At 70.1% G+C, this 12059-nt stretch carries 10 protein-coding genes, 1 other RNA gene and 3 pseudogenes; 5 read left to right on the plus strand and 9 right to left on the minus strand.

Annotated features, from left to right (window positions below; genetic code table 11):
* Window positions 1-216: 216 nt before the first annotated feature.
* From GWI24_RS30495 to tgmC, 4 genes and pseudogenes are all read left to right on the plus strand, one after another.
* On the plus strand, window positions 217-588 hold the full coding sequence (locus tag GWI24_RS30495) for an ATP-binding protein (RefSeq protein ID WP_210949111.1): 372 nt from the start codon (window positions 217-219) through the stop codon (window positions 586-588).
* An 85-nt stretch (window positions 589-673) separates the two neighbouring features.
* A complete protein-coding gene (gene tgmA / locus GWI24_RS30500; RefSeq protein ID WP_210949112.1) occupies window positions 674-940 on the plus strand; it encodes a putative ATP-grasp-modified RiPP in 267 nt (88 codons plus the stop codon).
* Between the two features lie 8 nt (window positions 941-948).
* Window positions 949-1897: pseudogene (gene tgmB, locus GWI24_RS30505) on the plus strand (ATP-grasp ribosomal peptide maturase).
* Window positions 1894-3058: pseudogene (gene tgmC, locus GWI24_RS30510) on the plus strand (ATP-grasp peptide maturase system methyltransferase). Before tgmB ends, tgmC begins: the two co-directional pseudogenes overlap by 4 nt.
* A 69-nt stretch (window positions 3059-3127) precedes the next feature.
* On the opposite strand, the gene ssrA reads toward tgmC, so the two are convergent.
* The 5 genes from ssrA to ftsE all read right to left on the minus strand — a co-directional run bounded on the left by ssrA (window position 3128) and on the right by ftsE (window position 7026).
* Window positions 3128-3497: a transfer-messenger RNA gene (ssrA, locus tag GWI24_RS30515) on the minus strand.
* 140 nt (window positions 3498-3637) lie between these two features.
* A complete protein-coding gene (gene smpB / locus GWI24_RS30520) occupies window positions 3638-4117 on the minus strand; it encodes an SsrA-binding protein SmpB (RefSeq protein WP_210949113.1) in 480 nt (159 codons plus the stop codon).
* A gap of 18 nt (window positions 4118-4135) precedes the next feature.
* Window positions 4136-5347: a S41 family peptidase gene (locus tag GWI24_RS30525; RefSeq protein WP_210949114.1), complete on the minus strand. Its 1212-nt coding sequence runs from the start codon at window positions 5345-5347 to the stop codon at window positions 4136-4138.
* Window positions 5348-5415: 68 nt separating this feature from the next.
* Window positions 5416-6327, minus strand: coding sequence for a permease-like cell division protein FtsX (ftsX, locus tag GWI24_RS30530; protein ID WP_020870885.1), 912 nt, complete (start codon window positions 6325-6327; stop codon window positions 5416-5418).
* Window positions 6328-6336: 9 nt separating this feature from the next.
* Window positions 6337-7026 (minus strand): cell division ATP-binding protein FtsE, encoded by a 690-nt coding sequence (gene ftsE, locus GWI24_RS30535; RefSeq protein ID WP_069863504.1) that lies wholly within the window; start codon window positions 7024-7026, stop codon window positions 6337-6339.
* A 326-nt stretch (window positions 7027-7352) separates the two neighbouring features.
* Here ftsE and GWI24_RS30540 point away from each other — a divergent pair, with 326 nt between their 5' ends.
* Window positions 7353-7547, plus strand: coding sequence for a hypothetical protein (locus GWI24_RS30540; RefSeq protein WP_020870883.1), 195 nt, complete (start codon window positions 7353-7355; stop codon window positions 7545-7547).
* 125 nt (window positions 7548-7672) lie between these two features.
* Here the strand turns inward: GWI24_RS30540 and GWI24_RS30545 are convergent, their stop codons facing one another.
* The 4 genes and pseudogenes from GWI24_RS30545 to GWI24_RS30560 form a co-directional block, all read right to left on the minus strand.
* Complete coding sequence (locus GWI24_RS30545) at window positions 7673-8341, minus strand: PT domain-containing protein (protein WP_210949115.1); 669 nt, start codon at window positions 8339-8341, stop codon at window positions 7673-7675.
* A 290-nt stretch (window positions 8342-8631) separates the two neighbouring features.
* On the minus strand, window positions 8632-9744 hold the full coding sequence (gene prfB / locus GWI24_RS30550) for a peptide chain release factor 2 (RefSeq protein ID WP_210949116.1): 1113 nt from the start codon (window positions 9742-9744) through the stop codon (window positions 8632-8634).
* A gap of 40 nt (window positions 9745-9784) precedes the next feature.
* Window positions 9785-11122, minus strand: a complete 1338-nt coding sequence (locus GWI24_RS30555; protein ID WP_210949117.1) for a serine/threonine-protein kinase — start codon at window positions 11120-11122, stop codon at window positions 9785-9787.
* 270 nt (window positions 11123-11392) lie between these two features.
* Window positions 11393-12059: pseudogene (locus GWI24_RS30560) on the minus strand (serine/threonine protein kinase); the annotation flags it as partial.

Raw genomic sequence — 12059 nt, forward strand, 5'->3', positions numbered from 1 at the left:
CGCACGCTCCCGCACGAGGCGGTGGGCCGCGATGGTGATGTCACGCCCGGCAGCATGCGGCAGTCCCCGTTCCCCCGGGTCTCCACGCTGCCTGGCTCACTCACCAGAAGGCCGACGAGATGACCACGATGATGATCAACAAGCCCTCACCGCTCACGCCCACCGGCACAGGCCATCCGACCTACACCCCAGTCGCTCCCGTGCGCGGAGGAGTCTGTGGGCATCGCGCGCCTGTCTGTCGCCGCGACCCTGCGCGCCTGGGGGCTGGAGGTCCTGGTGGACGACGCCCGCTTGATCGCCTCGGAGCTGGCCACCAACGCGATCCGGCACGCCATTCGCTGCATCCCCGATCCCGAGCAGCGCGGCTGCTTCCGCCTCAAGGTCGAACGCCCCAGCGATCACCTGGTACGCATCTCGACGTTCGACCGGTCCCGCGCCGTCCCTCGCGTCGTCCAGGCGGCCGAAACGGCCGAGTCCGGGCGCGGCATGGCCGTAGTGGACGCCGTCTCCTGCCGGTGGGGCATCGACCCCAAGCCGTGGGGCAAAGGCGTCTGGGCCGAGTGCGCCAACCCAGGGCACCTGCCGTGACGCGCGACCGGCGGCGGGCGCCCGCCCCTCACCCGTGAGCGAAGAGTGCGGACACACCGCATCCACCTATCCGAATGGAGAAGCCGTGACCACGTACACCGCCCCCAGCCAGCCCGGGGAAATCCGCCCCTGGGGCCTGCGCCGACTCGGCCCCTACCCCACTACGACGGAGATCCCGTTCACCACCGTCGCCATCGACCCGGACACCCAGACCGGAGTGTTCCGCGACCGTGACGGCCTGGTGGTCGAGATGGGCAGGCACGGCACGAGCTCGGCCACCTCGACATCGACCGTGACGAACCTGGACTCGCGCAACGACGCGGGCTCCGACCAGGACTCCCAGCAGGACTGACAGCGCCGATGGCCGACACGAGACCGGTCCTGGTGGTCACCGAACCGCTCGACATCACCGCCGACATGGTGATCACCCGCCTCAACGAGCGCGCCGTTCCCGTGGTCCGCTTCAATCCTGCGGATCTCCCGGCCGGGGAGCTGACGATCTCGGCGCGGTTCGGTGGCCGGGCGGCTCCGTACCCCGTCGAGGACCGCCGACCTGGAACACGTACGGGCGGTGTACTGGCGCCGCCCCGTCTGGCCCGCCTTCGAGCACCTGGACGCGGACGACGCGCGCTATGCCGCCGCGCAGGTCCGTCACGGGATCGCGGGCGTCCTCCACGCCCTCGACGGCCCCCTCTGGGTCAACCATCCCCTCCGCAACGCGGCGGCCGATCACAAACCCACCCAACTCGCCACAGCCGCACGCCTCGGCCTCACCGTGCCCGCGACGCTGGTGACCAACGACCCCGACGAGGCACGCCGGTTCATCACCGCGCACGGGCAGGTGATCACCAAGACGCTGCGATGGACCCCGTACGAGCGAGACGGCGTCGGCCTGACGAGCTGGGCTGAGCCCGTCACCGCCGACGAGGTGGACGACACCGTAAGGGCGGCGCCGCACCAGTTCCAGGCCCGTGTGGACAAGGTGGCCGACCTCCGGGTGCTGGTCGTCGGCCGGCAGCCGTTCGCCGTCCGCATCGACTCCGGCCTGCTGGACTGGCGCATGGACTACTCCGTCCTCTCGTACCGTGTGGCAGACCTGCCGGATCGGCTGGAAAGGGCCCTCCTCGCCTGTCTCGACCACTTCGGCCTCCATTCCGGGAGCTTCGACCTCGCCCTCGACCGCGATGGCGAACCCCACTGGCTGGAGCTGAACCCGAACGGCCAATGGGGGTGGCTGGAGGAGAAGACCGGCCTGCCGATGGCCGCCGCCTTCGCCGACCTACTCGCGCAAGGAGACACCTTCCGATGACACCCGACACCGCACCGGAGCGGCGCGCCCTCGCCGACCGGCTCCAGGAGGCAGGAGTCCTCACCCATCCGAAGTGGCGCGCGGCGGTCGAAGCCGTACCCCGTGAGCTGTTCCTCCGGCCAGGCGTGTTTCTGCCCACCGACGGCGGGCGCTGGGTGCCCGTCACCAGCCCCGGAGGATGGGCGAAGATCGCCTACCGCGACGAGTCCCTGGTGACCCAACTGGACGGCCACCTCACCGCCGACCGGACGACCGGACCCGTTCCCGGCGTGCCCACGTCATCCTCCACCACCCCCGTGACGGTCGTCGGCATGCTCGAGGCCCTGGACGTCGAGGACGGTCACACCGCGTTGGAGATCGGCACCGGTACCGGCTACTCCGCCGCCCTGATGTGCCACCGGCTCGGAGAGGACAATGTCACCACGATCGAGGTGGACCCGGGCGTGGCCGCCCGTGCGGACGCCGCCCTGGAGGCCGCTGGATACTCCACATGGACCATGACCGGTGACGGGCTCCTCGGCCACCCCCGCCGTGCCCCTTACGACCGGGTGATCGCCACCTGCGCGGTACGCCGCGTCCCCCACACCTGGGTACGCCAGACCAAGCCGGGCGGCATCATCCTCACCACCCTCGCCCCCGGTTCCTGGGCATACGGCACCGGCCTCGCCAAGGTCACCGTGAACGACGACAGCACGGCCGAGGGGCGGATCATCGGGGAGTCGTCGTTCATGCAGGCCCGCTCCCAGGCCCCCGTACCGCTCGTCGGGGACCTCTCGGCGCGCGCCGCCTACGCCGACAGCGAGCGCGAAGCGAAGGTGCCGCCGACGCTGCTGGAGGAGTGGATGCCCGCCTTTCTCGCCCAGCTCGCCGCGCCCGGCGCCCAGCTCGTACGCGCTACCCGGAGCGATGGCCGCCGACAGCTCTACGTCTTCGATGCCGACCGCGAATCCTTCGCCGCGTTCACCGGGAACGGCTCCGGCCGGACGGTCCGGCAAGGCGGTCCGGTGGCACTGTGGGACGACATCGAGCGGACGCTCATCGCCTGGCAGGACGCCGAATGTCCTCGACATCAGCACCGTGCGGCTCCGCGTCACCCCCCGCTCGCACAGGTACTGGATCGGCGACAGCCCCGCGCTGCGCTGGGAACACCGGCTTGTCTGAGCACCGATGAGCACCGAAACGCGACGAAGGGCCCCGCCTGGTGGCGGGGCCCTTCGTCGTACATGGGATGAGTGGAGATGGCGGGAATCGAACCCGCGTCCAACGGTGCGGAATCAGGGCTTCTCCGAGCGCAGTCCGCTGTGCTTTTCTCGGCCCCGGAGATCACGCGGACAAGTCTCCGACGGGCTCAGTCACTGTTTGATTTCCCGCTACACCCCGTGACCGGGTCTAGCGGTTTAGTTCCCTAGTCGATGCCAGGATCCGGGTCGGGAACAGCCCCGGGCTGACACTTCGCAAGTCGCTACTTAGGCAGCGAGGGCGAAGGAATCGCGCTTGGTGTTGGCGATTATTGGTTGCGACATATGGTTTACGAGATCATTGCCGCTTCCTCGGCTCGCTTCCCCTGCTTCGACAGCCGCTGTCGAAACCGATCATCCCCATGTGGTGTTTTCAAAGGTGGTGCAGCGCCCTCGGAGGGGCACAGCGCCATCATAGGTGAACAACGCGCGACGGGGCCACATCATTCCCGCCGCCCGGAGCGCCGCCCGGAGCGTCGCCCGGGGCGTGCCTTCCGGCTGGTCAGGCTCGCTGGCGACGGCGCACCGCCGACATCGCCCGCTCGGCCTCGCGGCGGTCCTGCTTCTCCCGCAGGGTCTGGCGCTTGTCGTACTCCTTCTTGCCCTTGGCCAGCGCGACCTCGACCTTGGCCCGGCCGTCCTTGAAGTACAGGGCCAGCGGCACCAGGGTGTGGCCGGTCTCCTGGGTTTTGCCGATCAGCTTGTCGATCTCCGCCCGGTGCAGCAGCAGCTTCCGCCGGCGGCGTGCCGAGTGGTTGGTCCAGGTGCCCTGGCTGTACTCGGGGATGTGCACGTTGTGCAGCCATGCCTCGCCGCCGTCCACCTGGGCGAAGCCGTCCGCGAGCGAGGCCCGTCCCTGGCGCAGCGACTTCACCTCGGTCCCGGTCAGCACCAGACCGCACTCGTAGGTGTCCAGGATGTGATAGTCGTGCCGCGCCTTCTTGTTCTGCGCGATCAGCTTGCGACCCGTCTCTTTAGCCATGGTCAGGCCATTCTCGCACTAGGACCCGCCCCCGAGGCCACTCAATACCGTGCGCGCCCGCGCCTCCGCGGACGGGCCGTCGTCGCCCTTGACCGTCAGGTCCGGGTCGATGCCCTCGCCGTCGACGTTACGCCCGGCCGGGGTCCGGTAGTGGCCGACGGTCAGCTCGGCGACCGAGCCGTCGGGGAGTTCGCTCGGCATCTGGACCGATCCCTTGCCGAAGGTCCGGGAGCCCACGACCACGGCGCGGCCGCGGTCCTGGAGGGCGCCGGTGAGCAGCTCGGCGGCGCTCATGGTGCCGCCGTCGACCAGCACCACCAGTGGGGTGTCGGTGTCGCCGCCCGATCGCGCGTCGAGAACTCGCTGGTCACCGCGGACGTCATAGGTGGCGACCAGGCCACCGTCGAGGAAGGAGGAGGCGGCGGTGACGGCCTCGGAGACCAGCCCGCCGGAGTTGCCCCGCAGATCGAGCAGTATGCCGTCGCCCCGGGGGACGGAGCGCACCGCACGCCGGATCCGCTCTCCGGTGCCCTTGGTGAACGAGTCGACCTTGATCCGGACAGCGCCGGGTCTGTGGTCGTCGTAGCCGCTGAGCCGGTCGACGGTCACCGGGTCCGTGGTCAGCCGGGCCCGGCGGAGCTCCTGCGTCCAATCGTGGCCGCCGCGCCGCAGCCCGAGCTCCACCCGGGTGCCCGGGGAGCCGTCGGCGGGGCCACGCAGCAGGGCCACGACCTCGGTGACGGGCCGCCCGGTCACGGTCTTGTGGTCGACCGTGCGCAGCCGGTCACCGGCCCGGACCCCGGCCTTCTGGGCGGGGCTGCCGGGCTCGACGCGCTCCACCGCGATCCGCCCCTGGGCGTCCCGGCGGGCGGAGATCCCGACGCCGACGTAGGCGCCGTCGAGGGTCTGGCGGTAGCCCTCGTACTCACGGGCGCTGTAGACCGCGCCCCACCGGTCTCCGCTGCGGCTCACCACCTCACGGGCGGCCTTGGAACCGGACTTCCCGTCCTCCTGGGCCGCGGCGGCGGCCGCCTTGACCTGGTCGCTCTCGACCGCGGCGACGTAGGCGCGGGCCGGTATCCGGGCGGCTTGGGGGTCCCGGCGCGATCCGGTCTCGGCGCCCCAGGAACCGACGGCCGCCCCGGTGGCGAGCACGCTGGCGAAGACCAATGTCAGGGCGGCCCCGTGGCGAATGCGGCGGGGATGGACGAACAAACACGGGCCCGACATGCCGGTGAGTGTAGGGCACCAACAGGCGCCGTACCGGGGGTTGTCCGGTACGGCGCCCTAGGCGAATGTCACACCTTGAGGTACTTGCGGAGCGCGAAGAACGCCGCGAGAGCGGGCATGAGCAGGCCAATCGCGAGCACCAGTGGCAGCTTCGCCAGCACCGCGTCCCAGCCGATGAAGTTGATCACATCGATCTTGTCCACCAGCCAGTTGTTGACCAGGAAGTACTGCCCGCTCACCAGCAGTACACAGGCGAAGCCCGCGCCCAGCAGCCCCGCGATGGCGGCCTCCATGATGAACGGCATCTGGATGTAGAAGCTGGACGCGCCGACCAAGCGCATGATCCCGGTCTCCCGGCGGCGGCTGAACGCCGACACCCGCACCGTGTTGACGATCAGCATCAGCGCGACGATCAGCATCAGCGTCATCACGCCGAGCGCCGCGAAGTTCATGCCGTTGAGCAGGTTGAACAAGTCGTCGACCAGGGCTTTTTGGTCCTGGACCTCCTGCACCCCGGGCCGGGCGGCGAAGGCCGTGGAGATGACGTCATAGCGCTCGGGGTCCTTCAGCTTGATACGGAAGGACTCCTGCATCTGGTCCGGGGTCAGGGAGTCGGCCAGCGGCGAGTCGCCGAACTGCTCCTTGTAGTGCTTGTACGCCTCCTCACTGGTCTCGAAGTGCACCGACTCGACGATGTTCATCTGCTTGAGCTCGGACTCGATCTCCTGCTTCTGCGCCTCGGTGACCGCGCCCTTGGCGCAGTTGGCCGAGGTCTCCTTGTCGTTCTTGTTGCAGAGGAAGATCGAGACGTTGACCTTGTCGTACCAGTAGCCCTTCATCGTGCTCACCTGCTCGCGCATGAGCAGGGACCCGCCGAACAGGGCGAGCGAGAGGGCCACGGAGACGATGACCGCGAAGGTCATCGTGAGATTGCGGCGGAGACCGACGCCGATCTCCGACAGGACGAACTGGGCGCGCATGGCGTCCTTTCAGTGCTGGTAGCCGTAGACGCCGCGGGACTGGTCGCGGACGAGGCGGCCCTTCTCAAGTTCGATCACGCGCTTGCGCATCTGGTCCACGATCTGCTGGTCGTGCGTGGCCATGACGACCGTGGTGCCGGTCCGGTTGATCCGGTCCAGCAGCTTCATGATGCCGACGGAGGTCTGGGGGTCCAGGTTTCCCGTCGGCTCGTCGGCGATCAGCAGCATCGGACGGTTGACGAACGCGCGGGCGATGGCCACCCGCTGCTGTTCACCACCGGAGAGCTCGCCGGGCATACGGTCGTCTTTACCGCCCAGCCCCACGAGATCGAGCACCTCGGGAACGGTTTTCCGAATGGCGCCGCGCGGCTTGCCGATCACCTCGAGCGCGAAGGCGACATTCTCCCCGACCGTCTTGTTGGGGAGCAGCCGGAAATCCTGGAAGACGGTCCCCAACTGGCGGCGCATCTGCGGCACCTTCCAGTTGGACAGCCGCGCGAGATCCTTGCCCAGCACATGGACCGCGCCATGGCTGGCGCGCTCCTCACGGAGCAGCAGCCGGAGGAAAGTGGATTTTCCCGACCCCGAGGAGCCCACCAGGAAGACGAACTCGCCCTTCTCGATCTCGAGCGAGACATCCCGAAGTGCGGGACGGTTCTGCTTGGGGTAGGTCTTGGATACGTTGTCGAATCGGATCACTGGAGCACCACGGTGACCTGGGTAGCGGTACGGGCTGCCGAAGCGGCTCCCGTCGGTGAGCGTGACCATACGCGAAGCGCGCATGGGCGCGCAGTCCGCCGTCCGGCGTGGGTGGGTTTCTTCACTGCACTATTGGGGTCAAACGGTTGACAAGCCGCCTGTCATGGCGGCCGAAACGGCCACGAAACCGGTACGGATGCGGCACGGAATCGTGCGGGGCGCGCCGAACCGGACGGAAGCTGGCACAGTGGAAGGGGAACCAACCCATTTCCCTGAGCGTTGGCCCCGTGTCTACTGCGGCACCGCCGCGCGGGAGGAGAAAGCGCATGACGTACGACAGGCTCGTCTGCGCCAACTGCGCGAGCCCCGTCAGCGAGGGCCGCTGCCCGGTCTGCCGGGCCAGCAGGGAGCGCCTCCAGCAGGAGGGCATGTTCGGCGGGCTGACCCCGGCCGCGCTGATAGCGCTGCTGGTGGCGCTCATCGCGGTGGCCGTGCTCGCGCATGAGATGGCGACGGCGTAACGGAGCGTTACGAGGCGATACGCCGGATATGGCGCCCCTGAACGCACCAGGGGCCCGATAAACGCACAAGGGGCCCGGAGCGCTGCAGCGCTCCGGGCCCCTTACCGTGCGTGAGGCGCGCGCGATCAGGCCACGTTGTTGCGGTTCACCAGACGCGGCACAAAGCGGAAGCCGATACCACCGGCGATCATCGTCGCGGCGCCGACCAGCAGGAACGTGGTCTCGGAGGCACCGGTCTCGGCCAGCTGCTCCTTGGCCTTGCCCTGCTCCACCGGCTTGGAGCCGACATTGTCGGTGCCGGTGTTGTCGTCGCAGTTGGTGCTGTCGAGGTCCACCGTGCAGGTGCTGTCGTCGCCACCGCCGCCGGTGCCACCCTGGCCGGGCGTGCTCGGCTGAGCGGTCGGGCCGTCGGTGGGCTCGCCGGTCGGCTCGCTGGTCGGCGGCTTGGTGGGCTCACCGGTCGGCGGCTTGGTGGGCTCACCAGTCGGCGGCTTGGTGGGCTCGCCAGTCGGCGGCTTGGTGGGCTCACCGGTCGGCGGCTTAGTCGGTTCGGTCGGGATCGACGTCGGGTCGCCGGTCGGCGGCTGGGTCGGGTCCTTGGTCGGGTCGTCCTTGCCGATGCCGACGCCGACGTCCAGGCCCTTCTCGTCCGCGTTCGCGGAGACGTTCACGCCACCGATACCGACATCAACACCAACGGCCGATGCGGCGCCGGCGGCGGTGAGCGACGCGCCGGCGGCGATCACCGCACCGGCCGCTATTCGCGCCACGCGCAGCCGCGTCTTCTTCGTCATCTGCCTGCTACCCCCAGTAGCTGTACTCGTCAATGGAGCAGCTATGCACGGGGCAACGGCTCGGGGGTCTCAGTCTCCGCGGACCCCTATCCCTCTGAGGCGGTCCGCCGGCCCCCGTGCAACACGCGCCCCAGTCATACGCATGCCGCGCGTCAGCCTTCCCAGTTTTCAAACCACCGTCAAGGCCATTGCATGCGAGATGTCCGCTATGGAAGTGCTTGCCGCATGCATGGGTACAGGACTGTGACCAAAAACGCGGCGGACGCGGCCCGTTGGGGCGAGCGGGAAGGTTACTTCCCCTGCTCCTGCTGCTTGCGCCAGCGGATTCCGGCCTCCAGGAAACCGTCCAGCTCACCGTCGAGCACGGCCTGCGGATTGCCGACCTCGAATTCGGTGCGCAGGTCCTTGACCATCTGGTACGGGTGCAGGACGTACGAACGCATCTGGTTGCCCCAGGAATTGCCGCCGTCGCCCTTGAGCGCGTCCATCTTGGCCTGCTCCTCCTGGCGACGCCGCTCGAGCAGCTTGGCCTGGAGGACGTTCATCGCGGTGGCCTTGTTCTGGATCTGCGAGCGCTCGTTCTGACACGAGACGACGATGCCGGTGGGGATGTGGGTCAACCGCACCGCGGAGTCGGTGGTGTTGACGCCCTGGCCGCCGGGGCCCGAGGAGCGATAGACATCCACCCGCAGCTCGGACTCGTCGATCTCGATGTGGTCGGTCTGCTCGACGACCGGCAGCACCTCGACGCCCGCGAAGGAGGTCTGGCGGCGGCCCTGGTTGTCGAACGGCGAGATCCGCACCAGGCGGTGGGTGCCCTGCTCGACCGAGAGCGTCCCGTACGCGTACGGGATCTGCACGGCGAAGGTGGTCGACTTGATGCCGGCCTCCTCCGCGTACGACGTCTCGTAGATCTCGGTCTTGTAGCCGTGGCGCTCGGCCCAGCGCAGATACATCCGCTGAAGCTGCTCGGCGAAGTCGGCGGCGTCCACCCCGCCCGCCTCGGCGCGGATGTTGACGACCGCCTCACGGGAGTCGTACTCGCCGGACAGGAGGGTGCGCACCTCCATCTCGTCGACCGCCTTGCGGACGGCCTGCAGCTCGGCCTCGGCCTCGACGCGCGCGTCCTCGTCGCCCTCGTCGGCGGCCAGCTCGAACAGCACCTCGAGATCGTCGATCCGGCCGCGCAGCTCCTCGGCCCGCCGGAGCTGCCCCTGGAGATAGGAGAGCTTGCTGGTGACCTTCTGCGCGTTCTCCGGGTCGTCCCACAGGGACGGGGCCGCCGCCTGCTCCTCGAGCACGGCGATGTCGGCCCTCATCTTGTCGAGGTCCAGGACGGCCTCGATCGACCCCATGGTCGAGGAGAGGGACTTCAGCTCTTCGGATACATCGACGACTGCCACGGGACCAGCGTAACCGCTACGGAAGACTGACCGTCCCCGGTCATGGCGTACCGGGGTCCTGGGAGGCGGAGTGCTCGCCGCCCTTGGGCGGATCGCCGCCGTCGTCGCCGCTCGCCGCCAGCCATCCGCCGAGCCCCACCGCGACCAGCGCGGCCAGGGTGACCGCGGCCACCTTCAGCCGGCGGCGGCGCAGCGCGCCCGCGACCGCGGGGTTGCGGGCCGAGCCCGCCCGGCGCTGGCCGTGTACCCGCGGGGCGCGCGCGGTGCCGTGGGCGCCGCCCGCGAGTTCGTCCGCGCTGGGCACCCGCATGCTGGTGTGGGTCTCGCGGCTGGAGTCCGGCACGGCGCCGGGGACCAGCGGCACCGCGCCGCGCCGCCGCGGGGGCGTATGCGGCGCGGGCCCGGAGGTGGGGACGGAGACGCCGCGGTGCGGGGTCTCGGCCTCCGCGCCCTCCCGCTCGCCGCCCTCCTGCTCATCGGGCTCGTCGATGTCCAGCGGCGGATATCCGGCCAGGCTGGGCAGCAGCTCGCGCAGCCGGGCGGCCAGCTCGGAGGCGCGCAGCCGGGAGGCGGGCGCCTTGGCCAGGCACTGGAGGAGCAGCTGCCACAGCTCGTCGGGGATCCCGGGCAGCGGCGCCACGGTCTCGGTCACATGGCGGCGCAGGATCGCGCCCGGATGGCCGCCGCCGAAGGGCGTGAAGCCGGCCAGCATCTCGTACAGGACCGTCGCCAGGGCGTACACATCCACACTGGCCCGGGGCGGCAGCCCCTCGACGATCTCGGGGGCGAGATAGTCCGGGGTGCCGATCACACTGCGCGGGTTCGGCGAACGGCCCTGGGAGGACGCCCGGTCGCGGGCCGGCTGGGCACGGATCGGGGTCGGCTCGTCGACCAGCCGGGCGATGCCGAAGTCGGTGAGCAGGGCGGGGTGCGCACCGCCGGGGCCGAGCGGGCCCCGCATGTCCAGCAGCACGTTCTCCGGCTTGACGTCGCGGTGGACGACCCCGGCGGCGTGCGCGGCGGCCAGCGCGTCGGCGACGTCCGCCGCGATCGCCACGGCGGCCTCGGGGGCGAGCCTGCGCTCGCGGTCGAGGCGGGTGCGCAGATCCGTACCGCGGATCAGGTCCATGACCAGCGCGAGGTCATTGCCGTCGACCACCAGGTCGCGCACTCCGACCACCCGGGGGTGGTCGAGGCCGAGCAGTGCGGTGCGCTCCTGGACGAAGCGCTCCACGAGCTCCTGGTCGGAGGAGAGGTCCTCACGCAGGAGCTTGATGGCGACGGGTCCCTCGGGCCCGTCGCCCAGCCACACCGCGCCGGCGCTGCCGCGCCCCAGGAGCTGATGCGCGGTGTACCGACTGCCGATCTTCCGTGACAAGACTGCTCCGAATCCTCACGAACAAGGGGGGCACGTTGGCGACAAAGCTACGCGGCTACTGGCGCGTTGGGTGCACCAGACAACGCCAACTGTCACTTCTGCGGCGGAAAACACCCTTCGGATGTCGACAAATCACCGGAGTGGGAGGTACGGAGGCGGAGGTACGGAGTCGGGAAGGGGTCCGGAGACGGGAAGGGGCCCGGAGACGGGCCCGGGACCCGGAACCGGAGACGGGCCCGGGACCCGGGACCGAACAGGGCCGGGGGCGGATCAGCTGCTGGGGCCGCCGAGGTCCTCGATCCACTTGCCGATGTCCTTGGCCCAGCCCGAGACCGCGTCCCAGTAGCCCTTGCCGTCGGCGATCCAGTCCTTGAGCGGGCTCAGCTCCCAGACCAGCCAGGAGCCGATGATCAGGACCACGATCACGAACAGACAGCCCTTGAGGCACCCCAGGCCCGGGATCTTCATCCGGTTGGGGTTGGAGCTCCGCTGCCGGGGCTCGCGGCGCGGCTCCGGCTGCTGCGGCGGCGGGGCGTAGCGCTGCGGCTGGGGCTGCTGGGGGTGGTGCGGCGCCGGGGCGTACTGCTGCGGCTGCTGGGCGTACGGCGGCGGCTGCTGGCGGCCCCGCTGGCGCTGGGGCGGCTGCTGGGGCTGCTGGTACTGCTGCGGCTGCTGGTATTGCTGCTGCTGGTACTGCTGCTGCGGCGCGGGGCGGTGGGGGCGGCGGCGCAGCGGGTCCTCGCTCGGGTCCAGGTACTGGACCTGGGTCTGCTCATTGCGGTCGCGGGCCGCGCGCAGCTGGTTCTGCCAGGGGTGCGGATCGTCCTGGCCGGGCCCACCGGGCGGTACGGGCGGCATGGCGCGCGTCGGATCGGCGCCCCCGGCCGGTCCGGAGCCGCTCGGCAGCACCTGGGTGGGGTCGGCGTTGGCCCCGGCG

Source organism: Streptomyces sp. MK37H (assembly GCF_018035285.1).
GTDB classification, from domain to species: domain Bacteria; phylum Actinomycetota; class Actinomycetes; order Streptomycetales; family Streptomycetaceae; genus Streptomyces; species Streptomyces endocoffeicus.

Excerpts from the sequence above, each read along its gene's own strand:
- ftsX (WP_020870885.1), bottom strand. The coding sequence starts at position 6,327 with ATGCGCGCCCAGTTCGTCCTGTCGGAGATCGGCGTCGGTCTCCGCCGC.
- smpB (WP_210949113.1), bottom strand. The coding sequence starts at position 4,117 with ATGGCTAAAGAGACGGGTCGCAAGCTGATCGCGCAGAACAAGAAGGCG.
- GWI24_RS30545 (WP_210949115.1), bottom strand. The coding sequence starts at position 8,341 with ATGACGAAGAAGACGCGGCTGCGCGTGGCGCGAATAGCGGCCGGTGCG.
- GWI24_RS30525 (WP_210949114.1), bottom strand. The coding sequence starts at position 5,347 with ATGTCGGGCCCGTGTTTGTTCGTCCATCCCCGCCGCATTCGCCACGGG.
- GWI24_RS30540 (WP_020870883.1), top strand. The coding sequence starts at position 7,353 with ATGACGTACGACAGGCTCGTCTGCGCCAACTGCGCGAGCCCCGTCAGC.